Source organism: Mesorhizobium sp. P160927 (genome assembly GCF_057766385.1).
In genome coordinates this window covers 3,783,915-3,810,331 of the sequence record NZ_JBYMDW010000001.1, presented here as the reverse complement: position 1 = coordinate 3,810,331, position 26,417 = coordinate 3,783,915, and the positions used below count along the sequence as shown (strand labels likewise).

Annotated in this window: 29 protein-coding genes; 15 read left to right on the top strand and 14 right to left on the bottom strand. The window is 62.9% G+C overall.

Features of this window, described 5'->3' with window-relative positions; translation table 11 throughout:
* Positions 1–112: 112 nt before the first annotated feature.
* From AC3CB8_RS18495 to AC3CB8_RS18475, 5 genes are read left to right on the top strand one after another with little or no spacing between them, the layout of a single operon-like run.
* Positions 113–1,753: a N,N-dimethylformamidase beta subunit family domain-containing protein gene (locus AC3CB8_RS18495; protein ID WP_352563143.1), complete on the top strand. Its 1,641-nt coding sequence runs from the start codon at positions 113–115 to the stop codon at positions 1,751–1,753.
* A gap of 1 nt (position 1,754) precedes the next feature.
* Entirely contained in the window at positions 1,755–3,140 is a 1,386-nt protein-coding gene (locus AC3CB8_RS18490) for an aminotransferase family protein (protein ID WP_023783886.1), read from the top strand.
* A gap of 4 nt (positions 3,141–3,144) precedes the next feature.
* Complete coding sequence (kce, locus tag AC3CB8_RS18485; protein WP_352563142.1) at positions 3,145–4,074, top strand: 3,5-dioxohexanoate:acetyl-CoA acetone transferase; 930 nt, start codon at positions 3,145–3,147, stop codon at positions 4,072–4,074.
* A gap of 37 nt (positions 4,075–4,111) precedes the next feature.
* Entirely contained in the window at positions 4,112–4,615 is a 504-nt protein-coding gene (locus tag AC3CB8_RS18480) for a GNAT family N-acetyltransferase (RefSeq protein WP_032922494.1), read from the top strand.
* Positions 4,612–5,640, top strand: coding sequence for a histone deacetylase family protein (locus AC3CB8_RS18475; protein ID WP_023783885.1), 1,029 nt, complete (start codon positions 4,612–4,614; stop codon positions 5,638–5,640). The genes AC3CB8_RS18480 and AC3CB8_RS18475 overlap by 4 nt, the downstream gene beginning before the upstream one ends.
* 13 nt (positions 5,641–5,653) lie before the next feature.
* Here the strand turns inward: AC3CB8_RS18475 and AC3CB8_RS18470 are convergent, their stop codons facing one another.
* From AC3CB8_RS18470 to AC3CB8_RS18460, 3 genes are all read right to left on the bottom strand, one after another.
* Complete coding sequence (locus AC3CB8_RS18470; protein WP_352563141.1) at positions 5,654–6,922, bottom strand: cysteine desulfurase-like protein; 1,269 nt, start codon at positions 6,920–6,922, stop codon at positions 5,654–5,656.
* Positions 6,923–6,967: 45 nt separating this feature from the next.
* Positions 6,968–8,035 carry an aldo/keto reductase gene (locus tag AC3CB8_RS18465; RefSeq protein WP_023773152.1) on the bottom strand — a complete coding sequence of 356 codons (1,068 nt, stop codon included), beginning with the start codon at positions 8,033–8,035 and terminating at the stop codon, positions 6,968–6,970.
* A 120-nt stretch (positions 8,036–8,155) separates the two neighbouring features.
* Positions 8,156–8,617, bottom strand: a complete 462-nt coding sequence (locus AC3CB8_RS18460) for a hypothetical protein (protein WP_352563184.1) — start codon at positions 8,615–8,617, stop codon at positions 8,156–8,158.
* Positions 8,618–8,832: 215 nt separating this feature from the next.
* On the opposite strand from AC3CB8_RS18460, the gene AC3CB8_RS18455 reads away from it, so the two are divergent.
* Entirely contained in the window at positions 8,833–8,997 is a 165-nt protein-coding gene (locus AC3CB8_RS18455) for a hypothetical protein (protein ID WP_352661505.1), read from the top strand.
* 3 nt (positions 8,998–9,000) lie between these two features.
* On the top strand, positions 9,001–9,165 hold the full coding sequence (locus AC3CB8_RS18450) for a hypothetical protein (protein ID WP_023773154.1): 165 nt from the start codon (positions 9,001–9,003) through the stop codon (positions 9,163–9,165).
* A gap of 52 nt (positions 9,166–9,217) precedes the next feature.
* On the opposite strand, the gene AC3CB8_RS18445 is transcribed toward AC3CB8_RS18450, so the two are convergent.
* Positions 9,218–9,724 carry a DUF1993 domain-containing protein gene (locus AC3CB8_RS18445; RefSeq protein WP_015318115.1) on the bottom strand — a complete coding sequence of 169 codons (507 nt, stop codon included), beginning with the start codon at positions 9,722–9,724 and terminating at the stop codon, positions 9,218–9,220.
* Between the two features lie 140 nt (positions 9,725–9,864).
* Here AC3CB8_RS18445 and AC3CB8_RS18440 point away from each other — a divergent pair, with 140 nt between their 5' ends.
* The gene (locus tag AC3CB8_RS18440) at positions 9,865–10,914 is read left to right on the top strand and encodes a DUF1176 domain-containing protein (protein ID WP_352563140.1); all 1,050 of its coding nucleotides are present in this window, start codon (positions 9,865–9,867) and stop codon (positions 10,912–10,914) included.
* Positions 10,915–10,933: 19 nt separating this feature from the next.
* Here AC3CB8_RS18440 and AC3CB8_RS18435 read toward each other — a convergent pair whose 3' ends face one another.
* From AC3CB8_RS18435 to AC3CB8_RS18405, 7 genes are all read right to left on the bottom strand, one after another.
* On the bottom strand, positions 10,934–11,785 hold the full coding sequence (locus AC3CB8_RS18435; protein ID WP_032924301.1) for an alpha/beta hydrolase family protein: 852 nt from the start codon (positions 11,783–11,785) through the stop codon (positions 10,934–10,936).
* A gap of 73 nt (positions 11,786–11,858) precedes the next feature.
* Positions 11,859–13,469, bottom strand: coding sequence for an NTP transferase domain-containing protein (locus AC3CB8_RS18430; RefSeq protein ID WP_352563138.1), 1,611 nt, complete (start codon positions 13,467–13,469; stop codon positions 11,859–11,861).
* Positions 13,466–14,170 carry an XdhC family protein gene (locus tag AC3CB8_RS18425; protein ID WP_352563137.1) on the bottom strand — a complete coding sequence of 235 codons (705 nt, stop codon included), beginning with the start codon at positions 14,168–14,170 and terminating at the stop codon, positions 13,466–13,468. The genes AC3CB8_RS18430 and AC3CB8_RS18425 overlap by 4 nt, the downstream gene beginning before the upstream one ends.
* Positions 14,171–14,176: 6 nt before the next feature.
* Positions 14,177–14,515, bottom strand: a complete 339-nt coding sequence (locus AC3CB8_RS18420; protein WP_015318120.1) for an XdhC family protein — start codon at positions 14,513–14,515, stop codon at positions 14,177–14,179.
* A 48-nt stretch (positions 14,516–14,563) separates the two neighbouring features.
* Positions 14,564–15,814 carry a vWA domain-containing protein gene (locus AC3CB8_RS18415; protein WP_352563136.1) on the bottom strand — a complete coding sequence of 417 codons (1,251 nt, stop codon included), beginning with the start codon at positions 15,812–15,814 and terminating at the stop codon, positions 14,564–14,566.
* A gap of 4 nt (positions 15,815–15,818) precedes the next feature.
* The gene (locus AC3CB8_RS18410; RefSeq protein ID WP_023795101.1) at positions 15,819–16,748 is read right to left on the bottom strand and encodes an AAA family ATPase; all 930 of its coding nucleotides are present in this window, start codon (positions 16,746–16,748) and stop codon (positions 15,819–15,821) included.
* On the bottom strand, positions 16,745–17,272 hold the full coding sequence (locus AC3CB8_RS18405; RefSeq protein ID WP_023773161.1) for a flavin reductase: 528 nt from the start codon (positions 17,270–17,272) through the stop codon (positions 16,745–16,747). The genes AC3CB8_RS18410 and AC3CB8_RS18405 overlap by 4 nt, the downstream gene beginning before the upstream one ends.
* 178 nt (positions 17,273–17,450) lie before the next feature.
* Here AC3CB8_RS18405 and AC3CB8_RS18400 point away from each other — a divergent pair, with 178 nt between their 5' ends.
* Positions 17,451–18,524 (top strand): branched-chain amino acid ABC transporter substrate-binding protein, encoded by a 1,074-nt coding sequence (locus AC3CB8_RS18400; RefSeq protein ID WP_352563135.1) that lies wholly within the window; start codon positions 17,451–17,453, stop codon positions 18,522–18,524.
* Positions 18,524–19,546 (top strand): P1 family peptidase, encoded by a 1,023-nt coding sequence (locus AC3CB8_RS18395; protein WP_352563134.1) that lies wholly within the window; start codon positions 18,524–18,526, stop codon positions 19,544–19,546. The genes AC3CB8_RS18400 and AC3CB8_RS18395 overlap by 1 nt, the downstream gene beginning before the upstream one ends.
* Before the next feature lie 17 nt (positions 19,547–19,563).
* Here the strand turns inward: AC3CB8_RS18395 and AC3CB8_RS18390 are convergent, their stop codons facing one another.
* Positions 19,564–19,818: a DUF2171 domain-containing protein gene (locus AC3CB8_RS18390; RefSeq protein ID WP_023773164.1), complete on the bottom strand. Its 255-nt coding sequence runs from the start codon at positions 19,816–19,818 to the stop codon at positions 19,564–19,566.
* Between the two features lie 145 nt (positions 19,819–19,963).
* Between AC3CB8_RS18390 and AC3CB8_RS18385 the strand changes: the two genes are divergently transcribed.
* From AC3CB8_RS18385 to purB, 3 genes are read left to right on the top strand one after another with little or no spacing between them, the layout of a single operon-like run.
* Positions 19,964–20,686, top strand: a complete 723-nt coding sequence (locus AC3CB8_RS18385; RefSeq protein ID WP_023783876.1) for a DUF2259 domain-containing protein — start codon at positions 19,964–19,966, stop codon at positions 20,684–20,686.
* A 56-nt stretch (positions 20,687–20,742) separates the two neighbouring features.
* On the top strand, positions 20,743–21,207 hold the full coding sequence (locus AC3CB8_RS18380) for a hypothetical protein (protein WP_023783875.1): 465 nt from the start codon (positions 20,743–20,745) through the stop codon (positions 21,205–21,207).
* A 60-nt stretch (positions 21,208–21,267) separates the two neighbouring features.
* Positions 21,268–22,578: an adenylosuccinate lyase gene (purB, locus tag AC3CB8_RS18375; RefSeq protein ID WP_352563133.1), complete on the top strand. Its 1,311-nt coding sequence runs from the start codon at positions 21,268–21,270 to the stop codon at positions 22,576–22,578.
* 56 nt (positions 22,579–22,634) lie between these two features.
* Here the strand turns inward: purB and AC3CB8_RS18370 are convergent, their stop codons facing one another.
* Complete coding sequence (locus tag AC3CB8_RS18370; protein ID WP_023773168.1) at positions 22,635–23,447, bottom strand: VOC family protein; 813 nt, start codon at positions 23,445–23,447, stop codon at positions 22,635–22,637.
* A gap of 244 nt (positions 23,448–23,691) precedes the next feature.
* On the opposite strand from AC3CB8_RS18370, the gene AC3CB8_RS18365 reads away from it, so the two are divergent.
* Together AC3CB8_RS18365 and AC3CB8_RS18360 are read left to right on the top strand one after the other, a co-directional pair.
* Positions 23,692–24,240: an RBBP9/YdeN family alpha/beta hydrolase gene (locus AC3CB8_RS18365; RefSeq protein WP_023773169.1), complete on the top strand. Its 549-nt coding sequence runs from the start codon at positions 23,692–23,694 to the stop codon at positions 24,238–24,240.
* Between the two features lie 172 nt (positions 24,241–24,412).
* Positions 24,413–25,711, top strand: a complete 1,299-nt coding sequence (locus AC3CB8_RS18360) for an acyltransferase family protein (RefSeq protein ID WP_352726495.1) — start codon at positions 24,413–24,415, stop codon at positions 25,709–25,711.
* Here AC3CB8_RS18360 and AC3CB8_RS18355 read toward each other — a convergent pair.
* Positions 25,618–26,391 carry an HpcH/HpaI aldolase family protein gene (locus AC3CB8_RS18355; protein WP_023773170.1) on the bottom strand — a complete coding sequence of 258 codons (774 nt, stop codon included), beginning with the start codon at positions 26,389–26,391 and terminating at the stop codon, positions 25,618–25,620. The genes AC3CB8_RS18360 and AC3CB8_RS18355 overlap by 94 nt on opposite strands.
* Positions 26,392–26,417: the final 26 nt, after the last annotated feature.

The window sequence follows — 26,417 nt, the reverse complement described above, 5'->3', positions numbered from 1 at the left end:
CGGTTTGGCGAAGGCGGCCAAGGGTGCGGCTAACGAATGCTGGCATGATCGTTTCCATTTGACGCCTGGCGGGCGGATCGCCGAAATGGCGCCTCAGATGGGCTAGGGCTTCATGATCAATCTGCCGACCGAATTCCCCGATTTCGGGCTGACAGCCGAGCAGCGCCGCCACGCGGTGCGCGGTCACTATTACGAGTGGCCAGGCATGGACGGAGAGCGCGGCGAAATCTGGTGCTACGGCGACCGGTTTTCGTATCGCGCCGGTGAGACAGTTACCCTGTACGTCAGTTCGACCGCCCCGTACTTCGGCATGACAATCGTTCGGGACGGCGGTGCCGAGACGAGGGTGTTCGAGAAGTCTGATATCGCATCGCGCTGGCAGGACAGTCCGGAGCAGTGCTCGGTCGAAGGCTGCGGCTGGGAAGCCTCGTTCGAATTTCGCATCGGGGAGGATTGGCCCTCTGGGGCCTATCGCGTGACGCTGGCGGCGGAAGGCCGCGACGGCAGGCCGATCCAAAGTCACCACGTTTTCATCGTCTCTCCCCAGCCCGGCAAGAAACCTGGCCGTGTGCTGCAGGTTGCGGCGACGGGCACCTGGCTTGCCTACAACACCTGGGGCGGCTCCAACCATTATCAGGGCATCACCGGGCCCGACCGCGACCAGTACTCGCCCATCGTGTCGACGCAGCGCCCATGGGGCCGCGGCTTCGTCCTGCTGCCCCGGGATGCACCGCGCGTGCCTTTGGAGGTCGCGGTGCCGCCGAAGACCGTGCCGCGCTATCCGCACATGGAATGGGCGCTCGCCACCGGCCATTCGAAGAAATACGCGTCGTCGGGCTGGGCCAGCTACGATAGCCATTTTTTTCGCTTTGCCGAACGATCAGGCTACGGCGTCGACCTCGCCAGCCAGCATGACCTCCACTTCTCGCCCGAGATTCTCGACGGTTACGACTGCACGGTCTTCGTCGGCCATGACGAATATTGGACTTGGGAGATGCGCGACGCGGTCGACTTCTATGTCGAACGCGGCGGCCATGTTGCGCGCTTTGCCGGCAATTTCATGTGGCAGACGCGGCTGGAAGATGAGGGCCGTCGGCAGGTCTGCTACAAATACCGCGCCCGCACCGAGGACCCGGCCTATCGCGGCGGCGACGTGACCCGCGCCACCAATTCCTGGGAAGCACCGGAAATCGGCCGGCCGGGTTCGGCGACCTTCGGGCTCAATGCGACACGGGGCGTCTATGCCGGCTGGGGTGGCTGCGCGCCACGCGGCGTACGCGGCTTTCCGGTCTATCGGCCGGAGCACTGGGCCTTTGCCGGCACCGGCATCTACTATGGCGACCTGCTGGGCGCCGACAGCCACGTCTATGGCTATGAGGTCGACGGGCTCGATTTCGAGATTCGCGGCGGGCTGCCCTACCCCACGCCAGACAGCGGCGCGCCTGATGGCCTGCAAGTGCTGGCCGTCGGCATGGCCAGCCAGGTCGAGGAAAGCGCCGACATTCCGGTCGAGGACCAGTTCCTCACCGACGAGGATGGCCGCTTCACCGCCGAGACCTTGTTTGGCGAGGCAAGCGACGGCAATCTTGAAAAGGTCAAACGCGGCAATGGCATGATCGTCAATTTTCCACGCGGCAAGGGCGAGGTGTTCCACGCCGGAAGCTGCGAATGGGTCGCCGGTCTGCTAAGACAAGACCCGATGGTCGAACGGGTCACCCAAAATGTCCTCGACCGCTATCTCGGAAAGTTCTGACATGTCGAAAGCCCAGACCGCCGTCCAAGACACTGATGTCCGGCGCCAATCGCATTTGTTCTACCTCTCCAGCCTGCGCCGGCCACTGATCGACCGCGCCGAAGGCATCTACATGTGGACGCAGGATGGCCGCCGTTTCATCGACGGATCGAGCGGCCCAATGGTCGCCAATATCGGCCATTCCAACCGCAATGTGCTCGATGCGATGAAGCGGCAAATGGACCGCGCCACCTTCGCCTACCGGCTGCATTTCGAGAACGAGCCGGCGGAGGAATTGGCACGCGAACTGGCTGGAAAATTGCCTGAAGGCATGGACCGCATCTTCTTCGTCTCCGGCGGCTCGGAAGCGACGGAATCCTGCATCAAGCTGGCGCGGCAATGGGCTGTGGCCACCGGCCAGGCCAGCCGCTGGAAGGTGATCACGCGCTTTCCTTCCTACCACGGCGGCACGCTCGGTTCGCTTTCGATCACCGGCGACGACGCGTTGGCCGAAACTTTTACGCCGATGATGCGGGTGATGCCGACCGTGCCGGCACCGACCGCCTGGCGCGATCGCGACAATCTCTCGATGGAGCAGCGGGGCGTCCGCTACGCCGACATGCTGGAGGAGAAGATCCTCGCCGAAGGTCCCGAAAGCGTCGTCGCCTTCATCATGGAGCCGATCGGCGGCGCGGCGACCGCCGCCCTGGTGGCACCCGACAGCTATTATGCGCGCATTCGCGAAATCTGCGATCGCCACGGCATCCTGCTCATCCACGACGAAGTGATGAGCGGTGCCGGCCGCACCGGCAAATTCCTCGGCGGCGACCACTGGAACTGCAAGCCAGATATCGTCGCGCTGTCGAAGGGCTTGGGGTCGGGCTATGCGCCGCTTGGCGCGCTGGCCGCACCGATGCGACTGGTCGAGCCGCTTCTCGCCACCGGCGGCTTCCAGCATGGCCACACCTATGCCGGCAATCCGCTCGCCTGCGCCGCCGGGCTTGCAGTGCTGGGCGAAATGGACCGGCTCGACCTGATTGCCAATGCGGCTGGCATGGGCGACGTGCTGATGGACGGATTGAAGGCACTTGCGAGGCGGTTCCCGTTCATTGCCGATGTGCGTGGCAAGGGGCTGCTTACCGGCGCCGAAATGGTCGCCGACCCCGATACGCTGAAACCGATCGAGCAGAGCAAAAAAGCCACGCAGCGCCTGCTCGATCTCGCCTATGAGCGCGGGCTGATCATCTATGGCCGCAGGGTCAAGGGAGGCGTCGACGGCGACAATTTCATGGTCGCGCCGCCGATGATCGTCACCGGTGAGCAGGTCGGCGAGATCATCTCCATCATCGGCGACTCGCTTGAGGTTCTGGCCACCGAACTCGACCTGCCGGTCGAAGGCCGGGGTTAGCGGAATGGCACCGCGAAAAGTCATCATCACCTGCGCCGTTACAGGCTCGGTACACACGCCGTCGATGTCGCCCTATCTGCCGGTGACGCCGGACCAGATCGCCGCGGACGCCATCGCCGCGGCCGAAGCCGGCGCCTCGATCCTGCATCTACACGCCCGCGATCCCAAGGATGGCCGCCCGACCGCCGACCCCGAAGTGTTCATGCAGTTCCTGCCGCGCATCAAGCAGGCGACCGATGCGGTGATCAACATCACGACAGGCGGCTCCTCGCTGATGACGCTGGACCAGCGGCTGGCGGCGCCGCTTCGGGCTCAGCCCGAAATGTGCTCGCTCAATATGGGCTCGATGAATTTCGCGCTGTTCCCGATGCTCGACAAGCCAAGGGACTGGCAGCACGAATGGGAACCGAAGCTGCTCGAAGCCACCCGCGATACCATCTTCAAGAACACCTTCGCCGACATGGAAGGCGTGATCGAGCGGCTGGGCAAGGGCTGCGGCACCCGCTTCGAGTTCGAGTGCTACGATGTCGGCCATCTCTATTCGCTGGCGCATTTCCGCGATCGGGGGCTGGTTTCGGGGCCGCTGTTCATTCAGTTCGTGCTGGGCATCCTGGGCGGCATCGGCGCCGACCCGGACAATCTCATCCATATGAAGCGCATCGCCGACAAATTGTTCGGCGACAGCTACCAGTTTTCGGTGCTGGCCGCCGGCCGCAACCAGATGCCGCTGATCTCGATCGCCGCGGCCATGGGCGGCAATGTCCGGGTCGGACTGGAGGACAGCCTCTATGATGGCCGCCAGCTGGCGAAGTCCAACGCCGACCAGGTGCGCCGCATCCGTGGCATTCTCGATGGACTGTCGCTGGAGGTCGCGACGCCGGCCGAAGCGCGCGAGATGCTGGCGCTCAAGGGCGGCGACAGGGTGGCGTTTTGACGAGATGACAGCGCCCGGTCCTGCCCCTGTACCTGTCATGAGTGCGGTTATCCTTCGCCCCGGCACCATCGATGACGTCGAAACCATTCACGCGGCGATCCTGAAGCTTGGCACTCATATCGGTGCGCCCGAGGAAATCATCTCGACGGCGGACGATCTCAGAAGCTGGGGCTTTGGCGAAAAACCCGCGTTCACCACCCTGATTGCAGAAGTCGACGGCGAATTCGCCGGGCTGTGTCTGCATTTCCCGATCTTCTCGACCTGGATGGGGCGGCCCGGCGTCTATGTGCAGGACCTCTATGTCGAGGACCGGTTTCGCGGTCGCAAGATCGGCGAACGCCTGCTGCGACGCGTGGCTGCCGAGTGCCGCAAAGAGGGCGGCGTGTATCTGAGGCTGTCGGTCGACACCGACAATGAGGGCGCCAAGGCCTTTTACGAACGGCTAGGCATTGCCTGGTCGAGCTACGAGCAGACGCAGAAGATCATCGGCGAGGCCTTTTTCGCCTTCGCCGAAGCGCCGGAAAATGGGGAGCAGCAATGAAGGCCTTCTATGCGCAGGAGCAGAAGCGCCACGATCCCAAGGCCTTTCTTTCCAGCGGCGCGGCGCAGCCCAACCCTGAAAAACCGGAACGCGTCGAGAGGTTGTTAGGCGGCGCAAAATCCGCCGGTTGCACGATCGAGCGACCGCGCGATCACGGGCTCGGGCCGGTCTCGGCGGTGCACACACCCGAGTATCTCGACTTCCTCGAACATATTTTCGAACGCTGGCAGCGGATCGAAGGGGCGTCGGCCGAGGTCATTCCCAACATCCACCCGATCGCCCGCAACGGCTCCTATCCGGCCTCCGCCGTCGGCCAGGCCGGCTATCATATGGCCGACACCGCCTGCCCGATCTCAGGCGAAACATGGCAGAGCGCGCTGTGGAGCGCCTGGAGCGCGGTGGAGGCAGCCGAAACGGTGACGGCTGGCGCGCCGTCTGCCTATGCGCTGTGCCGCCCGCCTGGCCACCACGCCTTCGCCGATGTCGCCGGCGGCTTCTGCTTCATCAACAACTCGGCCGTGGCGGCGCAAGTGCTGCGCAGGCAGGCGGCCCGCGTGGCCATCCTCGATGTCGACCTGCATCACGGCAACGGGACGCAAGGTATCTTCTATGCGCGGCCCGATGTGCTCACCGTTTCGCTGCATGCCGATCCCGTGCGCTTTTACCCGTTTTTCTGGGGTCACGCCGACGAACGTGGCGAAGGCCCGGGCCTAGGCTACAATTTCAACCTGCCACTGCCGCGCAAATCCGCCGACGTGGCATTCCTCGAAGCGCTCGAGGTGGCGTTCCAGCGTATCCGGTCCTTCTCGCCCGACGCGTTGGTTGTGGCGCTGGGCCTCGACGCCTTCGAGGGCGATCCGTTCGGCGGGCTCTCGGTGACGACGCCAGGTTTTTCGCGTATTGGCGAGGCCATCGCCGGGCTCGGCTTGCCGGCGGTCATCGTCCAGGAAGGCGGCTATCTCTGCGACGAACTCGGCGACAATCTCACCGCATTCCTCACCGGCTTCGGCGGCAAGGCGCGGTGAGTTCAAACCCAAATCAGGAGCGTTGCTGCCTGAGCATGGCAATCACCCTGTGCACGCTCTCCAGCGTCTCGTCGATTTCGGACGCGGTATTGTAATGCGCGATGCCGATGCGCACGACACCTTGCTCAGCCGGAATGCCGAGCTGATGGACGAACTCCCAGGCATAGTTGTGGCCCGACCACACGAAGATGTTCTCGGCGTTCATCTGCCGCACAATCGTTTCGGGGACAATGCCATTGACGGTGAAGGAGACAGTCGGCACACGATCGCCGAGCCGTTTCGGGTCGGTGATGCCTCGGACCGTCAGCCCGGAAATGTCGGACAGGCCATCGATCAGCCTTTGCGCCAGCGGGTTTTCATGGCCGATGGAGACCTGGAACGCTCTGGCGATCTTCTGCCTTCTTGAACCACCCTCACCTGCCGCCGCGCCGAGCTCGGCAAAATAGTCGACCGCGGCGGTCAAACCGGCCATCAGTTCGATCTGGGGCGTGCCGAGTTCGAACCGCTCCGGCAGGCCGTTCGAGGAGCAACGGCATTTATAGGCTTGCAGACCTTCGATGACCTCGCGCCGGCCCCACAATATGCCCATATGCGGACCGAAGAATTTATAGGCCGAGCAGATCAGGAAATCGCAGCCGAGCTCCTGCACATCGATGAGCCCATGCGGCGCGAATTGCACGGCATCGACATAAACCAGCGCGCCGGCCTGTTTTGCAAGTTGGGTCAAGGACCTGACCCGGTTGATCGAGCCGGTGAGATTGCTGGCGTAGTTCAACGCCACCAGCCTTGTCTTCCCAGACAGCAAACCGGCGAGCGTCGTCTCCTCAACCTGCCAGGTCTTTTCGTCGAACGGCAACCAGCGCACGACGAGGCCGAGGTCCTCGGCCAGTTGCAGCCAGGGCGAGACATTGCCCTCATGATCCATGCGGGTGAGGATGATCTCGTCGCCTGATTTCATCGTGCGGCCGAGCGTGCGTGACATATGATAGGTCAACGTCGTCATGTTGGCGCCGATGACAATCTCCTGCGGGGTTGCCGCGCCGAGGAAGTCGCCCATGGCCAGATGCGCCTCGTCGACGACCTGCTGCGCCGCGATCGTCGTTTCGAAATAGCCGCCCAGATTGGCGTTGGTGGTAAGCAGGCAGCGCGACACCGCGTCGGCCACGGCCCGCGGCACCTGCGTGCCGGCAGGATTGTCGAGATAGATGCGCCGCCGGCCGTTGTCGGTCAGCGCGAGGGCGGGGAATTTCCCACGCACGGCCTCGATCGAAAAGTCCACCATCGTCTCCATCCCTTTGCTGCTACGACAATTCGGCCCCGGGCTCGGTCACGGGCAGGGATTGCCGACCCTCTGGTGAACGGCATCCACCGCCTTCTGCATTTCTTCAGTCCAGACGACATCCACCGACGACAGCGCCATTTTCAGTTGGGAAATGGTTGTCGCGCCAATGATGTTGGAGGTCACGAAGGGCCGGCTCGATACATAGGCATTGGCAAACAGCGCCGGCTCCAGGCCGAAAGAGCGCGCCAGTTCATTGTATTCGAGCTGCGCTTCGGCGGCATTGGGCGTCTCGTAACGCTGGCCGCGATTGAACAGCTGCGAGCGCGAGCCCTGCGGGCGGGCGCCATGATCGTATTTGCCGGTCAGATAACCCTGGGCCAACGGCGAATAGGCAAGCAGCGACACCCCTTCGCGCTCGCAGACCTCGGCGAGGTTCACCTCAAAAGTGCGGTTGAGGAGGTTGTAGGCATTCTGGATCGAGGCGACGCGCGGACCAATCCCTTTGTCGGCCTCCGCAAGGAAGCGCATCAAGCCCCAGGAACTCTCGTTCGAAAGGCCGAAATGGCGGATCTTTCCTGCCTTCACCAGGTCATCGAACACCGCCAGCGTCTCGGCGATCGGGGTTTCACCGACCGGTGCGCCGACAGAATCGGCACGCCGCGCCACGGCGCCGACGCGCGTCGGGTTAGCGCCCCAGGGAATGTCCCGCTCCGGCCAGTGGATCTGATAAAGGTCGAGATAATCCGTGCCAAGCTTCGCCAGCGACTTGTCGATGGCATCGAAGATATCGGCCCGCACCAATTGCGAGGGCCGGTCGCCGCGAAACCAGCTGTTGGCCGTGCGGCCGACGACCTTGGAGGCCAGGATCACCTTGTCGCGGTTGCCCTTGGCCTTCAGCCAACTGCCGATGATCTTCTCGGTCCGTCCTTGCGTCTCCGCCTTGGGCGGGATCGGATAGAGTTCGGCGGTGTCGATGAAATTGACGCCGCGCGAGAAGGCCAGATCCATCTGGGCATGGCCCTCGGCCTCGGTGTTCTGCTGGCCCCAGGTCATCGAACCAAGGCAGATCTGGGTAACAAGAAGATCGGTCCGACCGAGACGGCGTTTGTGCATGGAATTCTGCTCCGGAGGGCATGTATGCGCGGCTGCGCGGGGAGGAGTTCGCATCTTATAGGAAAAGCGGAGGCGCTCTCCAAGCCTTGCCAGGCCGACTTTTGCGTGAGCAGAGCGTGGTTAGCGTCGTGCGGCGGCCACGGCGCGGCGCTTGGCCTCGTCGATCAGCATGTTGGCCACCTGCATGCGGATCATGGCGCGCTGGCGCAAATGCGGGGCGACGCGATCGGGATGGTTGGCGAAAGCAAAGCTGCGGCGCATGCGGCCGAAGTCGGCGGCGCTCTTGGACTGCTCCAGTCCCAGTTCGACCGCAATCGATTCAGGATCGATTGGCGGCAATGTCTCTTCCGGCTTCGGCTCTTCGCCAGCCAGCGCCAACCTTGCCTGTTCAAGCACGGCGGCAAATTCGCTGGCCAGATCAGCGCCGGCCTCGCGATATTCCGCAGCGGATACCTTGATGCGGCCGGAATGGAGTTCATCGGCGACCGAGAGATAGTCGAACGGGATGGATGGGAGCGCGCCGGTCTCTGCGCCCTCACTGCCGTTGCCCTTGTCGGTCGCAACGAAGAGGTCGTCGAGCAGTGACGCAAAATCCCGCTTGGCGCCGGTAGCGATGTCAGCCTCCCCTATGCCCGACAGTTCGAGTTCCACACCATAGAAGCGGCTCGTTAAAAATAAATAGCGCCGATCTTAACTCATTTCCGGTCAGGGAATCGTTGCCGGAAGCGCAGGCAAAAAGCCGGACTGCATATTCATGCAGTCCGGAATTTCGCCAGGAGTGGCGAGGAAAACTGGCCATGTACCAGCTTCAAAGCCTACGTTTGGGGCTGCGCAAGAGTTTCACCTTGCTGCAAAAATTTCATCGAAAACCATCCGGACATGGCAGGCATGCATATGCTGCACTGCACAATCTTCACGATTCACCTATATTGCCTGATGTGGAGGACCAATCAGGAGCCTGAATCATGGGTTTCTTCACGGAAATGTTCGCCCGGCCGCGCCCGCAGGAACATCTGCGATATCGCGCGGCGCTCGCGCTCCTTTATTCGATGAGCAATGCCGAGCGCGTCGACATCGGCATCAAGCCCGCCGATTTCCCACGCATCGCCCGCGAAATGTCCATCCGCTAAGCAGCTTGCGAGATGTCCCGGATCGACCCGGGACATCTCAAAGTCTGATTTCTCAACGCGATCCGAGGAATGTCGCCTTGCCCAGCGGCACGCCATTGTGCCGCAGGATGTCGTAGGCGGTGGTCAGGTGGAAATAGAAATTGGGCATGGCCACATGCAGCAGATATTGCATGCCGCTCAGCGTCGTTTCCCGCCCGCCCAGCTTCAGTTCGATCATCCTGTCATCCGACCCGTCGATATCGGCCGCGGAAAAAGTCGCCAAATAGGCGACCGTCTTGGCGAGCCTCGCTTCGAGATCGGCGAAGCTTGCTTCATTGTCCTCATATTTAGGCACTTCGCGGCCGGCCAGCCGTGAAGGCGCGCCCTTGGCATGGTCGGTTGCGATCTGTACCTGCCTGGCGAGTGCGAACATGTCGGGCGCCAGCCGCGCCGTCAAAAACACCTGCGGGTCGATCTTTCGGTCAAGCGCATTCTGTTCGGCTGCAGCCAGCACACTGGAAAGTGCTTTCAGCCTGGCTGAAAACACGGGCACGGATGCCTCATACATCGATATCGTCACGTCGGATCTCCTGTCCGGCAGGAACGCCGGCGGGAGGACGTAGCGCTCTCAGGCGCGATTCTTCAAGCGGCGGCCGCATGGCGTCACCACGTCGCCGCAATCGCTGTGGTAGAATCTTCGTTATCGAGCGGAGATTCCCGATGAGACGCGCCCTTTTCGCAGCGACTGCCCTTCTCTCCCTTGCCACGACAGGCCACGCGGCATTGGCCGCAGCCAACACACCCGAAGCGCCTTACGTCGACGATCGGTCGAGCGCGGATGCGGTCGTGCATTCACTCTACAGCGCCATCAACCGGCATGAATTCGCCCGCGCTTGGGGCTACTACGGCGATACAAAGCCGGCAAAGGATTTCGATACATTCGTCAAAGGCTATGACGGCACGGACAAGGTGGAGGTCAAGACCGGTCCGATTTCGGACGAGGGCGCGGCGGGCAGCATCTATTACAACGTCCCGGTCGCTATCCAGGCAATCGACAAGAAGGGCGAGGCGAAGGTTTTTGCCGGCTGCTATACGCTGCGCCAGGTCAACGCCCAAATCCAGGCGCCGCCGTTCCAGCCTATTTTCATCGACAAAGGGGTGCTGAAGCCCTCCACCGCCGACTTCGACGAGGCGTTGCCGCCAAGCTGCGGCGACGGCCCGCCGCCGCCCAAAAAGGACACCGCACTGGAACAGGCCAAGAAGGCCTTTCTGGCGACCTATGGCGACCAATGCGACAAGGACCGTCTGGCCAATGAGCCGGAGGTCTTTTCGATCAAATACAAGGACAGGAATGCTCAGCCGAACGATCCTGACAAGGAGACCCGGCTGTTCCACTTTTCCTGCTCGGCCGCCGCCTACAATGAAAGCTCGGTCTATTACATGACCGACGAGGTGGACGGTGTCAGGCAATTGCAGTTCGCCGAGCCGGAGACCGATATACGCTACGAGAACAACGACAGCGACGGCAAGCTGTTGAGTGTAACGGTGATCGGCTTCCGCACCACAGGGTGGGCTGTCAATTCCGACTATGACCAGGACGCTCACACCATCACCACGTTCAACAAATGGCGCGGCGTCGGCGATGCTTCGGATGCCGGGACCTATCTGTTCCGCAACGGCGATTTCTCGCTGGTCCAGTATGACGTCGACGCGTCCTATGACGGCGAGGAGAACCCGCAGACGATCGTCGACTACAACACCGCGCCTTAGATCCTCTAGCGCATCAGGCTTAGGGTGCCTTCGACAGCATCCAGTTGAGCGTGCCGCGCCAGTCTACCATGCGGATCGGCGTGCCGTGCGTGCCGGTCTCGAAGCGGACGAAGCGGGTCGGATAGTTTTTGGATTTCGCAAGGATAGAGCGGAAAAACACTTCCTGGTTGGCCACGGGAAAGACCACGTCATGGCTGCCCTGGCCGAAGAACACCGGCACGCGACGCTTGAAGGCGGGACTTGCAAGAAAGCCCTCGTCCCACAACGATCCGAGCAGCAACAGTCCATTCACGCGGCCACCAGTATCCTCGCGTGCTGCAAGTTTCCAGCACAGCGCGCCGCCCATCGAGCCGCAGGCGACGAAGATTTTCGCGTCCGGAGACTGTTCGGCATAATGGTCGATCAGGGCCGCGACCAGTGCTGCGCCCTTGTCGCCGAAATCAGGAAAATCCGGAGAAATATAGAGCCCGCCATTGCCGGCCATCAGGTTCTTGAGCCGGTTGAAATTGCCACCGAAGGTGAAATCGTCGATGCCTTGCTTGCGGCTGCCGCCCTGCCCATGCAGGTAAAGCACGATGACGGTGGCTCCTTGCGTCTTGCCGACGGCGACATGCCTGACATCGCCGGCGTCGGTCTTCAACATCAGATCCTGCTGCACCTTGCGTACGCCGGTGTCGGTGTACGGGGTATGCACGCGCTTTTCCGGCACCTCGTCGCGCTGGTTGATGTCGCGCATCTCACGGTAGTCGAGGACCGTGTACGCGCCGTTGCTGTCGGACGAGAGCGTCGCCGGATAGGCGAAGAGATCGTCCTTGAAGGGTTTCAGGGACAACGTGTCGGCGCTGGCGGCCGAGCCAAACAAGAAAAGCATTGCCGTGAGGAAAGCGCGGCACGCGACGGTACGAATAGCCATACCGCAGGCATGCTAATGCCGCCTCTGTTTGTCAATCCTGCAGCACGCCGCCAGCGCCTTCCAGTGCCTCTCGGGTGTCGACATCGACGGACGCGCCCTCGCCGATCTCGACATCGATGACATCGAGCCCTTCGGCCTCGACCAGATGGCGAGCGCCGGTGTCGCCTTCGAGATGGGCGATTGCCGCGAATAACGAGCGCGGCAAAAGCACCGGGTTGCCGCGTTTGCCTTGGTGCGTGGCACGGATTACCGAGTTGCCGCCGGCCCTGCGGAAGACATCGATAAGCCTGTCGAGGTCGTCGGATGCGACACCCGGCATGTCTCCCAGAACGATCATCGCACCAGCGGCGTCTTCGGGCAGATAGGCAGTGCCGGCCTTAAGCGAGGTCGACAGACCATCGGCAAAATCGGGATTGTCGGCGAAGGTGACGTCCAGACCTGACAATGCCCCGCGCACCCGCTCGCGCTGATGACCGGTGACGACGATCGTGCCCGAAGCCTTCGAGGCGAGCGCGCGTTCGGCGGTGCGGCGCACCAGCGGCTGGCCGTCGAACAGCGCCATCAGCTTGTTCGGCCCGCCCATGCGGCTCGACCGGCCCGCCGCCAGAAGCACGATCCCGACCTTGAGCCGACTTTTGGGCGGCTGCGGCTCGCGCGGCTGCGGCCGCGTCGGTATCTCCATCAGCAGGCCGCCGACGCCCATGCCGGCAATGTCGCGCGCGGTAACGTCCAGACCGGCAATCAATCGATCGAGCACCCAGTCGAAGCCGTTCTCCTTGGGGCTGCGGGCGCAGCCAGGCGCGCCGATGATGCGCTTGCCGCCGAGTGTGCCGAGCACCAGCAGATTGCCGGGATCGACCGGCATGCCCGCGCGGATGACGGTACCGCCCGCCCTCTCGATCGCCGCCGGAACGACGTCGGCGAAATCGCTCATGGCGGAAGCCCCGAAGATCACCACCATATCGTTGTCGCGCGCAAGCGCGATGGCGGCCTCCGCGACAGGGGCAATCTCATGCGGCGTACGGCGCTCCGCCGTCAGCCAGCCGCCGGAGCGCGCCAGCCGGGCTTCGGTGACACGCAACGTCTTGTCGAGCACGGTCGGTTTGGTGCCCGGCAGCACCGTCTGGATGACGCCGACACGCATCGACCGATAGGCGTTGACGGCAAAAACTTCGCCGCTGGCGCAGATCTCCGCCACGGCGGCCACCAACGAGGAAGAGACCGCGAAGGGGATGATCTTCACCGTCGCGACCATCTGGCCCTTTTCGACCGGCGCGTGCTGGGCCAGCGTCGCGATGGTGATGGCAGGATCGACGGCATTGATGGCATCGATGACAGCTTCACTGACGGTGAAGATGCCAGCCGCCTTGGCGTGGAGATTGACCCGGCCGGTGGCGGCGGGCTTCGCCTCGATGCCGCCTAAGGTCATGCTTTCGGCAATTTTTTGCGCCGCGGCGTCCTCGCCGAGATCATCCGGCGCCAGCACGGCAGCAACGACCTGCGAAACACCTGCCCCCTTGAGCATGGAGATATCTTCGGCGCTCAGCCTGTGCGCCTTGCGAAATCGCTTTTCGGCGGCCGCAGTGGCATGCGCCAGCACCGCCCCTTCGGCCGCGTCGATCGGGATCGGACCGAATTTCACGCCGCCGCGCCCTTCGCATCGAGGCCCCGTGAGCGGAAGGCAAGAATGGTCTGCGCGAGAATGGCGACGGCGATCTCGGCGGGGCTTGCCGCCCCGATGTCGAGCCCGATCGGCGCGTGGATACGCGCGATCTGGTCTGCACTCGCGCCCAGCGACAGCAGGCGCTCGACGCGCTTGGCATGCGTCTTTCGGCTGCCGAGCGCTCCGACATAGAAACAGTTGGCGTCGAGTGCCGCCTTCAGCGCGAAATCGTCGATCTTCGGGTCATGGGTAACGGCGGCCAGCGCGGTGTAAGCGTCGAGCGGCTGGCGTTCCAGCACATCCTGTGGCCAGTCGGCATGCAAGGCGACATCGGGAAAGCGGTCCGATGTGGCGAACGCGGTGCGCGGATCGATGATCTCCAACGGATAGCCGGCGATCCGGGCCATAGGCGCGAGCGCCTGACTGATATGCACGGCGCCGATCACCACCAGACGCGGCCGCGGCAGATGCGCATTGAGGAAGAAGGTCCGCCCTTCCGCCTCGACGGACCCCGAATTGCCGGATCGAAACGCCTTGGTGATCGCCGCTCCGAGATCGCCGGCGACCTGATCGCCCTCCCGCACGATACGGTCGCGACCATCGCCGAGATCGGTGACGAGGATCGCCGCGCGGCGGGCGCGCCGCTCGGCATTGAGCGTCTTCAGCGCATAAGGATCCATCGCAGGTCAGCCCAATCGCTCAACATAAACCTTGATGCGGCCGCCGCAGGACAGGCCGACTTGCCAGGCGGTCTCATCGGCAACACCGAACTCCAGCATCCTGGCCTTGCCGGAGCCGATCACGTCGACCGCCTCGGTCACGACAGCGCCCTCGACGCAACCGCCCGAAACAGAGCCGTGGAAATTGCCATCGGCATCGATGACAAGGTGGCTGCCGACCGGGCGCGGCGCTGAACCCCAGGTCTCGACCACCGTCGCGACAGCGACATCCTTGCCGTCCTTCATCCAGGCTTCCGCGATGATCAGCGGGTCGCGGGCCTCATCGAGATAAAGACTGTCACTCATCGTTGCTTCTCTCAGGGTCTGTTTTTCAAAAAGCCGGAAAATATATGGCTATGCGGCGCGCCTTGCGCCAGCATCCATCCACCGCCGTGGATCGACGGAACGAACCGATTTCTTGTCCAGCGAGGCGCAGAGATCGGCGAGCGCGTCGAGATTATGGACCGAGCGGAATTCGTCGACATGCGGCAGCATCGCCTTGACGCCGCGGGCGCGCGCCTGAAAACCATCGAAGCGCAACAACGGATTGAGCCAGATCAGCCGTCGGCAGGATTTGTGCAGCCGCTCCATTTCTTCCGCCAAGCCCCCTATATCGTCGCGCTCCAGCCCGTCGGTGATCAGAAGCACCACCGCGCCCTGTCCCAGCACACGTCGCGACCATACAAGGTTGAACTCGGCTAGCGTATCGCCGATGCGCGTGCCACCCGACCAGTCCTTGACCGCCGCCGAGCAATCGGCAAGGGCGGCATCGGGATCGCGGTGGCGCATCTGCCGGGTCAGGTTGGTCAGCCGTGTTCCGAAAACGAAAGTGTGCACGCGCCGGCGCTTTTCCGTCAGCGCATGCAGGAAATGCAGGAAGATGCGCGTGTATTGGCTCATCGAACCGGAAATATCGGCCAGTACCACCAGGGGCGGATGAACTTCGCGGACCGAGCGGAATTTCGGCAGGATCAATTCACCGCCGGTGCGTGCCGCCGAGCGCATCATGGCGCGTGGATCGATGCGGCGGCCATGCGCATCGGCCTTGAAGCGTCTGGTCCGCACCATGTCGACAGGCAGCCGCAACGCCGCGATCGCCTTCCTGGCGTCAGCCATTTCGACTGCGTTCATCTGCGCGAAATCCTTGCCCCGCAACAGCTCGTTGCCGGAAAAGGTGAAGCGGGCGTCGACCTCGATCTCAGGGACTTCCTGAGGCGTCTGGTTTTTCTGATGACCCTCGAACATCGCCTGACTGACGCGATTTTCAGCCGCGCGCGGCTTCTGCTTCTGCCTGACATCCGGCGCCACCGGCGAAAACATCGCCAGCAGCTTCTCGATCAATTCGCGCGATTTCCAGAACAGCCGGAAAGCTTCGTCGAAGGTGGCATGATCCTCATGCCGCGAGACCAGAACGGCGTGCAAGGTCCAGTAAAAGTCATCACGCGAGCCGATGCCGGCGACGAGCACCGCCTCGATCGCGTCCTTGACCGAAGCGGGCCCGACGCGCATGCCGGCCTTGCGCAAGGTGCGGGCGAAATAGACGATGTTGTCGGCGATCCGGCCGTCCGCCGTCGCCTCTCCAGGGTCGGGTCGGGACGCCTTCACCACCCTACTCCGCCGCCGCGAGCTCGGTCTTGACCTCGTCGAGGATGCGCCGGCCCTCGCCCGCGCCGATGCGGGCAATGTCGTCCTGGTATTTCAGCAGCACCCCGATCGTGTCGGACACGGTCTCCGGATCGAGCGCCACCTTGTCGAGTTCGGTCAGCGCGCCGGCCCAGTCGATGGTTTCGGCGACGCCCGGCACCTTGAACAGCTCGATCTGACGCAGCTTCTGGATGAAGGACACCACTTCGGCCGAAAGCCGCTGGTTGGCCCGAGGCACCTTGCGGCGCACGATCTCCAGTTCGCGCTCGGCATTGGGGTAGTCGACCCAGTGATAAAGGCAGCGCCGCTTCAGCGCATCGTGGATTTCGCGGGTGCGGTTGGTGGTGATGATGACGATCGGCGGCTCTTCCGCCTTGATCGTGCCGAGTTCAGGCACAGTCACCTGGAAGTCGGAGAGGATTTCGAGCAGGAAGGCTTCGAAGGCTTCGTCGGTGCGGTCGAGTTCGTCGATCAGGAAAACCGGGGCTGCGCCCGCCTTGCCGGTCAGCGCATCGAGCACCGGCCGGCGGATCAGGTACTTTTCGGAGAAAACGTTACGCTCCATTGCGGAGCGGTCGACCTTGCCGGCGGCCTCTTCCATGCGGATTTCGATCATCTGCGCGGCGTAATTCCACTCATAAACGGCGGAGGAGACGTCAAGCCCCTCATAACACTGCAGACGGATCAGCCGGCGGCCAAGCGCCTCGGCCAACACCTTGGCGATCTCGGTCTTGCCGACGCCGGCCTCGCCTTCGAGGAAAAGCGGCCGTCTCATGCGCAGAGACAGGAAAAGCACCGTTGCCAGCGACCGGTCCGCGATGTAGTCCGCGCCGGTCAGGAGATCGAGCGTTTCGTCGATCGTCCGCGGCACGGGGCGCGGGTTCAAGTCGCTCATTCCTTCTCCGTGGGTGCGGCGGCCCCACTTTCCAGGATGTGGTAGCCGCGGGCGTGATAGATCAGCGGCCGCAAATTATCGCCCATACGCAGACCTGTCACCTTGCCAAAAAGCACACGATGGGTGGCCAGGTCCTTGGTGTCGATCAGTTCACAGTCGAACACGGCGAGCGCGCCCTTCAGCGTCGGCGCGCCGGTGGAAATCGCATCCCATTCGCCGAGCGCGAAGCGCTCTTCGACCGGCAGTCCAGTCATGCCGGAAAATCCAATAGACAGCGGCTCCTGGTGCGAAGCCAGCGTGTTCAGGGCAAATTTGCCGTTCTTCACGAACAGCTCATTCTTGGCATTTTCACGATTGAGGCAGACCAGGATGGTCGGCGGCGTATCCGACACAGAACATGCCGCGATCACCGTCGTCCCGCGCTTTCCGGCGGGTCCGTCGGTGGTCACCACATGGACATGACCGGCAAAATGGCTCATCGCGTCGCGATAGGCTTGCGGTCCAATATCGTTCTTCTTCAGCACTTGAAGATTCCATGGCCATTGTTCACCTGACATATATGGCCAGACATCACATGCCACAAGCGAAGTGCTTGGCCCATATCCCGAATTCGCGTGTTGCACCAAGGCCGGGCAGCCTTTAGGTCTTGGCGGGAATTTGACGCCTGCGCGACGTCGCCGGCTTGGAGGATTCTTCGGCAGCATGCGATCCGGGGCAACTATTACCGCAGCGCTGGCCTGGCTGTTCATGGCCGGCGCCGCCAGCGCACAGACGCTCACGATCGGTGTCGCAGCACCCCTGTCGGGACCATCGGCCATACTCGGCAAGCAGATCGAGGCTGGCGCCGGGGTCGCGGCAGAGGTGGACGGCATCCAACTCAAGACCGTTGATGACGCTTGCACCGGAGACGGCGGCGCCGCGGCGGCCAGGGAATTCGTGGCAGCCAAGGTCAATGTCGTGATCGGCTTCCTCTGCACGGAGGCGATCGAGGCGGCGATGCCTGTCCTTAAGGACGCCAATATTCCTGTCATCACCGTTGGTGTGCGAACCGAAAGCCTGACCGACCGACGCGCCAACACCGGCTGGCCGGTTTATCGCCTCGGCCCGCGCGGCGACGACGAGCGCAACGCCGTCGCCTCTACCCTCACCCGGCTATGGCAGAACGAGCTGTTCGCGATCATCGACGACGGCACCATCTATGGCCGTGAGATGGCGGAGACATTTCGTGCCGCTGCCGAGCAGGCGGCACTGAAACCGGTCTTCGTCGACACGTTCCGGCCGCAGCTCGACAACCAGATCGGCCTGGTGGGACGGTTGAAAAAGGCCGGCGCCACGCATGTCTTTGCCGGCGGCGACGGCGACGACATCGCCATTATGGGGCGCGATGCCGCCCAGCTCCAGACGGGCATCATCTTTGCCGGCGGCGAAAACCTGCGCACGCCACCCGGCGACGTGCCTTACGCGACCGGCACCCTGATGATCGCGCCACCCGAATGGGCCGATGTCGCGGATCCCAAAGTGCTGGAAAGCTTCTCCGCGCACAAGATCGTGCCGGACGGCTACACCCTGCCGGCCTATGCGGCGGTCGAGATCGCCAAGGCGGCATCCTCGGACGCAGCAGGCTCCGGCGGGCCGCTGGCCGAGGCACTCACCGGGCATGATTTCACGACGGCGATCGGACCGGTCCGCTTCGACGACAAGGGCGATCTCAGCCAGAGTCTCTACCGTGTCTTCCGCTTCGACGGCACCCGCTTCGTGCCCTTGGAAAACAACTGATGTTCCGCACCGGTCCACGCAATCTCATCACCGATGTCATGGGCCTGCGCGTTGGCAATGCTTCCGACGCCAGGGTGAAGTCCGGCGTGACGACGGTCCTTTGCGACGAGCCGGCGGTCGCGGGAGTCCAGATTCTTGGCGGCGCGCCTGGCACCCGCGAGACCGATCTGCTGGAACCGCACAATTTGGTGGAGACGATCCATGCCGTGGTGCTGTCAGGCGGTTCGGCTTTCGGCCTCGATGCTGCCTCCGGCGTGCAGGCCGCATTGCGCGAACGCGGCATCGGCTTCGAGGTTGGCGGCTTCCGCGTACCGATCGTACCGGCGGCGATCCTCTTCGACCTGCGCAACGGCGGCGACAAGGACTGGGGCCGCTATCCCCCCTATCGCGACCTCGGCTACGAGTCGGTTCAGGCTGCCGCAGTCGATTTCCAATTTGGCACGGCGGGCGCGGGGACGGGTGCACTGACATCGGGGCTGAAGGGTGGCCTGGGTTCGGCCTCGACACTGCTGGACAATGGGATCACCATCGGCGCGCTGGCCGCCGTCAACCCGACCGGCTCGGTAACCGTCGGCCGCACCCGTCATTTCTGGGCGGCACCCTTCGAAATCGGCGATGAATTAGGCGGGCTTGGTTATCCCTCGCCGATGCCCGCGGACGCGAAGCGGATTTTGCTGAAATACCGCGACAAGGATCACGGTCGGAAGATGGACAGCGGCGGCAACACGACGATCGCGGTCATTGCCACGGACGCGGTTCTCACCAAGGCCGCCGCCAAACGCCTGGCGATTTCGGCGCATGACGGCTTCGTGCGCGCCATCTGGCCGACCCATACGCCGGCCGACGGGGATCTGGTGTTCGCGCTGGCCACCGGCAAGAGCGGGCTCGAGCTGACGGCCGACGCGGCAATCGACTTCTACGCCGCCGCCGGCGCCACTATGGCGCGCGCCATCAGCCGTGGCGTGTTTGCAGCGACGCCAGCCGACAACGACCTGTTTCCCGTCTGGTCGTCACGTCACTAGGCTGGCTAGAGCTTTGATCAAACCGGATCGGATTTTTCTTCCTCGAACGTCACCGCGACATCGGAATTCGCGGACAGCCACACCTTCTTGCCATCGACCTCGGCAACCAGGGCCAGGGAAATATAATGGTGATGGCCCTTGTGAGCCCCCTCGCCGCTGTCGGCCTTGGTCAGCTTGATGCGCTGGCCATCGACCTTGTCGACGGTGCCGATATGCACGCCATCGGCGCCGACGACTTCCATGTGCTCACGAATTTTGCTGGTGTCGGTCATGTTAGCTTCTCCGTTGGGGTGGGTCTCCATGGGACTGCCGACAATAACAAATGACGAGCGGTTTGGATGCATCGGCCTTGGTCCGCACGACGTTTTGATCTCGTCGTGCTAGGATTGAAGCGATCAGGCCGAAGGAGCGATGACAATGCGGACGCTTTTCCTGTTTGCCGTTTGCCTGGCCACGCAGTTCGCGGCGTCGATCGCCCAGGCCGGCGATGTCGCGGAGCTCGAAATCCTGGGCTTCACCCGGGATGGCGGCGTGTTCGCCTTCGAGGAGTACGGCATCCAGGACGGGTCGGGCTTTCCCTATGCCAACCGCTATTACATCGACACGAGCAACGACAGCTTTGTCAAGGGCACGCCGGTCAGGATCCGGCTCGACGACGAGAACGCAACTCTCGACGCTGCCCGCCTTCAGGCCCGGCAAAAGGGCGAGGCCATTGTCAGCCAGGCCGAGTTGAGTGCCAACCGCGGCATCACCGCCGGCTCCAACCCGGTGACCGAGCTTTCGGCCGATCCGCATCGCATAGTGGTCAATCCGCGGCCGATCTTCTCCCTTGTCGACCAGCCGCTCGAGTTCCGGCTCGACGAGATCGGCATGAATGACACCGAAGGTTGCGCCAGTCAGGGCGAGATCAATGGCTTCCGGCTGCTGCGTATCGAGGCGCGGGATGGCGGCACCACCAAATTGCTGCACGAGGACAAAGCGATCCCCAAGAGCCGGGGCTGCCCGAACGGCTACCGCATCGGCGCAGTGCAGACGTTCTCGATGGACAGCCTCAGCGCTTACGCGGTGCTGATCGCGGTGCGCCAGTATGGCTTCGAAGGGCCGGACTTTCGCTGGATCGCCGTGACCGGCCGCCTGTGACAGAGCTTGTCCAACCCGTCAGGCGCAATCGCGCCCTGCACCACCTTCGCGATGCCATGCCGACACTGCGTGCAGCGCTTCTCGGCGCCCTGCTGTGGGCCGCCACCACGGGCGCCAGCGCACTCGTCAACCTGGTGCTGGACAATTGGGTGACGCCGGGCAAGATCGGCACCGTGTTCCTGCTGTTTGCCGTCGGCGGCGCCCTGGCCTTTCCGGTTGGCCTGTTTGCCGCACGACTGGTTTCGCTCGGAAGGGGCCGGGAGGTCGCCTTCGCGGCGACATTCGTAGGGCTTGCTGCCGCAACGATCGGCCTCACCGCCCTGCTGTATGCCCTGCAATACCGCTCCTATTATGCCGAATGGCATGCGCCCGTATTCACCCTCACCTGGGGCTTTCAGCTCGCCTTCACGATGGCGGTGGCGTCCTACCAGTTCGTTGTGCTGGGCATCCGGCTCTATTTCCCGCTTGGTTTCATCGCCTTGTTCGCCGTCAGCTTCTGGTTTGCACGGCAGCAGCGTTGAGCATTTGGTCCGCCTCTGTTAGGACGCGGACAGATCCCTCCGATACATCAGGAATGACCGATGATCCCTCGCTATTCCCGGCCGGAAATGGTCGCCATCTGGTCGCCCGAAACCCGGTTTCGCATCTGGTTCGAAATCGAGGCCCATGCCTGCGACGCGCTGGCCGAACTGGGTGTCATCCCCAAGGAAGCGGCCAAAACGATCTGGGAAAAGGGAAGCGCGGCCGAATTCGATGTCGAGAAGATCGACGCGATCGAGCGCGTCACCAAGCATGACGTTATCGCCTTCCTCACCCATCTTGCCGAATTCGTCGGGCCCGACGCGCGCTTCATCCATCAGGGCATGACGTCTTCGGACGTGCTCGACACCTGCTTTGCTGTGCAACTCACCCGCGCCAGCGACATTTTGCTGGCCGACATCGATACGTTGCTTGCAGCGCTCAAGCGCCGCGCCTTCGAGCACAAGGACACCGTCACCATCGGCCGCAGCCACGGCATTCATGCCGAGCCGACGACCTTCGGCATCAAGCTGGCGCAGGCCTATGCCGAATTCTCGCGCTGCCGCGAGCGGCTGGTGCACGCGCGCGAAGACATTGCCACCTGTGCGATTTCGGGCGCGGTCGGCACCTTCGCCAACATCGAGCCCTATGTCGAAGAACATGTGGCGGCAAAGCTCGGACTGAAGCCGGAACCGGTGTCGACGCAGGTGATTCCGCGCGACCGCCACGCCATGTTCTTCGCGACCCTCGGCGTCGTCGCCTCCTCGATCGAGCGGCTGGCGACCGAGGTCCGGCATCTGCAGCGCACCGAAGTGCTGGAAGCGGAAGAGTATTTTTCGCCGGGCCAGAAAGGCTCGTCGGCGATGCCGCACAAACGCAACCCGGTGCTGACCGAAAACCTCACCGGCCTTGCCCGCATGGTGCGCTCCATGGCGCTGCCGGCGATGGAGAACGTGGCGCTCTGGCACGAGCGCGACATCTCGCACTCCTCGGTCGAGCGCATGATCGGCCCGGACGCCACCGTGACGCTCGATTTCGCGCTGTCACGCCTGACCAGCGTGGTCGACAAGCTGGTCGTCTATCCCGAGAACATGCTGAACAACATGAACAAGTTTCGCGGTCTTGTGCATTCGCAACGCGTCATGCTGGCGCTGACGCAGGCCGGCCTGTCACGCGAGGAATCCTACCGGCTGGTGCAGCGCAACGCCATGAAGGTGTGGGAACAAGGCGCTGATTTTCTTGAGGAACTTCTGGCCGACAAGGAAGTGACAGCCGCGCTGCCGGAGGCGCAAATCCGCGAGAAATTCGACCTAGGCTACCACACCAAGCACGTCGACACGATCTTCAAGCGGGTGTTCGGAGGGGTGAGTTAGCTTCTTCTCCCGTCACCATACGGGGAGAAAAACGCTCCCGCAGACGCCTCCGCCAATCAAGCCTTACCCGGCACGGTCCTGATCACCGTGCCCCAAGGATCCTCACGGGTCGTTTCGCTGCTCACATTGTCCGAACGCATCTCGACCCAGGCAAGGCCCGAGCGGGAGGGGTCGCGGCGGCCGGCGCCGGCGCTTTGCCAGGCATTGGCGCCGATGTGGTGGTGATAATGCCCCGACGACAGGAACACCGCCTGGCCGCGATATTTGGCGACTGTGTCGAAGCCGAATTCCTGGTTCCACCAGGCTTCTGCCTCTTCCGGCCTGCCGACGCGCAGGTGGACATGGCCGACAATGCTGTTTTCCGGCGCGCCTTGCCATCCCGCATCGCCGGCCGGCACTTCGGCAACGACAGACGGAATGTTCATCCGCTCGGTCGCCATGGCGATCTTGTCGCCGTTCCATTTCCAATCCTGCGGGCGGCGGTCGGCATAGATTTCGATGCCGTTGCCCTCGGGGTCGGTCAGGTAGAGCGCTTCGCTGACCAGATGGTCCGAAGCGCCCTCGATAGTGATCTTGTCTGAGATGGCGTGGTTGATCCAGCGTCCGAGATCGGCACGGCTGGGCAGCAGGAAAGCCGTATGGAACAGGCCGGCGCTGCGCGGATCGTCCGGTTTGGCAGAACTGTCCGGCTCAAGCACCATCAGCGGACGGCTGCCGGCGCCGAGCGTGATCGCGCCGTCGGCGCGGCTCAATTCCCGCAGTCCGACGACTTTACGATAATAGGCGGCAAGACTTTCGGCATCGCGCGCCTTCAGTCCGACGCGGGCGACGCTCACCGGCGTGGTGGCGGCAAATGGCAGTTCGCTCATCATTGTCTCCGTTGCGGCGACGTTTCGCGAAGCTCCCAAAGCCAGGAGCCCGGCAGCGCCGATCATTTTACGTCGTCTCAGCCCCAAAGTCCCGGTGCTCCACGGCTGTTTCTCTGCCGACAGAGATCGTCGATCTTCATCGTTCACACAAGACAGCGAAAGGCGAACATGTTGTTCACCGTTACGACCGGAAGCCTGCCCATCGAAGGTTGCATGAGGCAATCGCGCTCGCTATCTGAGCGCCATGAAAGTCAAGGACGCAGATATTCTGATCATTCCCGGATACACCAATTCGGGGCCTGAGCATTGGCAGACCCGCTGGCAATCGAAACTGTCGACGGCGCGTCGCGTGGAGCAGGCCGAGTGGTCGAAGCCGCTGCGCGAGGACTGGACGGCGAGCGTCGCCAAGGCAGTCAACGAGGCCGAAAGACCTGTCGTTCTCGTCGCTCACTCACTGGGAGTGGCCGCGGCCGTGCAAGCCATTCCGCAGTTCCGGAAGCCGGTCGCCGGCGCCTTCTTCGTGGCACCGCCGGACGTCGCGAATCCCAAGATCAAGCCGAGACATCTGATGACCTTCGGCCCCTATCCTCGCGAACCGCTGCCGTTTCCCTCCATCGTGATCGCCAGCCGCAACGACCCCTTCTGCCCCTTCGATGTCGCCGAGGACATCGCCGGTGCCTGGGGCTCGCTGTTCATCGATGCCGGAGAAACCGGCCATCTCAGCGAGGATTCAGGCTTTGGCCCCTGGCCCGAGGGATCCATGACCTTCGCCAAATTCCTGACGGACCTGTGAGGCGCGCCAAAATCAACGCACGATGGCATTCGATCGAACTGCGGGACTCGAATAAATGATAATTTAAGAGGGCTAGCATTAATTATTCAGAGGCAGCGGAAAGTGCTTCCGAATGATGATCTGTGCTTGAACCGGGCTGCCAATTCTTCGCTCTTGAAACAGAGGCCAATGCTTGCGCAAGGACGCTTCACTCGAATTTCTGAGAGGTGTCGCGGCGCTCGTCGTTCTGAACGGCCATCTTTTGAGAGCTTTTGCGCCGTTAGCGGAAGGTGACGGAGACCAGGCTGCGCAATCCCTGAAGAGGGGTCTTGCTTTCGTTGTTTTCAATGGCGGCTCTGCCGTCTATTTGTTCTTCGTCCTGTCCTCGTACGTGCTTGTGAAGCGCTATTTTCAATCCCGCAAAGCAGAAGATTTGTTGCTAGGAGCGATAAAGCGCCTACCTCGTCTGGCCGGCCCCGTGCTGGTTGCGGTTCTGTCATCCTGTATCCTCTTCAAGCTCGATCTGTATTTTTTCAGCGATGCCGCCGCCGTTACCCAATCCACGTGGCTGAGCAGATTCGGCAATGCTCCAAAGCTGCTTTCACCGGAGACCGCGAGCTTCGCCGACGCGTTCATGGAAGGGGCGTGGCGGACATTCATCTATGGCGACAAATCCTATGACAGTAGCCTGTGGACCATGACGGTCGAGTTCTGGGGGAGCATGATGACCTTCGCCCTCGCCCCGATCATCTTCTCCCTCCAGGGCCGCTGGATGCTGCTGTCATGGTTCGGCGTGGCCGCAGGCACATTCCTGGCATTGCAATTCAGCTTCCTGGTTTGCGCCTTTCCGGCCAGTCTCCTGCTCTATTCTCTTCTCGCCATGGAGTTTCGTCCCAATCGATGGGTGAGAGGTGCGATGATCACGGTTTCCGTGGCGCTGCTGGGCTATGCAGGAGACGCTGTCGGAATATACCGGCCCTTCGCCGTGCTCGATTTTGCAGCTTCCGATATCGGTTTGCGGCAAGCTTGCGTGGCCATCCCGGCAAGCATCATGCTGGTTTACGCCATGCTGAGCATGGATGACCCACCGTCATGGCTCTCCGGCAAGGCCGCACGTTTCCTGGGCGACCTGTCTTTCCCGCTCTACCTCGTGCATGTACCCGTTATCTGCTCGTTGGGATCATGGGTCCTGTTGGCAAGCGACTCCGCCGCACTCGGCGCTGCCGCCGCGATATCTGGGTCGATCCTCGCGGCATTGCCGCTGATGGCTTTCAACAACTGGTGGGTCCAGGCGCTCGGCGCTCTGTTCGACAAAAATCAGACGCGGCGGATCGGCCGCCACGGCGCTCGCCGTGGCAAAGGCCTGAGCAAACACGCTGGCGACAGCAGTCCGCTGCTTCAGGATCCGATCGAGTCCCGCATGTCCTTGAGCAGGGTCTTTGCTCCCAATGAAATCAGCGCGTGCTCGGAGCCCGTGGCGAGCAGGCGGTAGCCCATCGACACGACGCGGCCGGCGATAGCCGGTTCGACGACGTAGATCGCCGCATGCTTGCCGGCCTTGCGGGTGCGCTCGGCAACCGAGGCCACCGTCTCCATCATGCTTTCCAGCGTGGAATTGACCGTGGCACCGTTGGTCCAAGCGATTGAGAAGTCGGACGGCCCGAGGAAAATGCCGTCGATGCCGGGCGTGTCGAGGATGCCGCCAAGCGCGTCGAGCGCAGCGCGCGTCTCGACCATCGCAAAAGCCATGGTGCGCTGATTGGTGTCGCGCAGCCATTCGGCATAGTCGCCCTTGCCATGGCGGGGAAAGGCATAGGTCGGACCCCACGAGCGCTCGCCGAGTGGGGGATATTTCATGGCCGCTGCGAACAGCTTTGCATCTGCCACGGAGTTGACCATCGGCGCAATGACCGCCTCGGCGCCGAAATCGAGAGCACGGCTGGCCATGTCGAAACGGCCAACGGGAATGCGCACCAGCGCCGGCTTGCCCAGGGCTAGTACCGGTGCCAGGCCGCGCAGGACGCTGTCCTCGTGATGGCCGCCATGCTGCATGTCGAGGGTGACGGCATCGAAGTCCTGCCTGGCAAGGATCTCCACGGTCAAGGCGTCCGGCACGCCCGACCAGGCGGTTACCAGCGTTTCATCCGCGGCAAGACGGGACTTTAGGGACATCTAATCTCTTTCCTCGTTGACGTCGG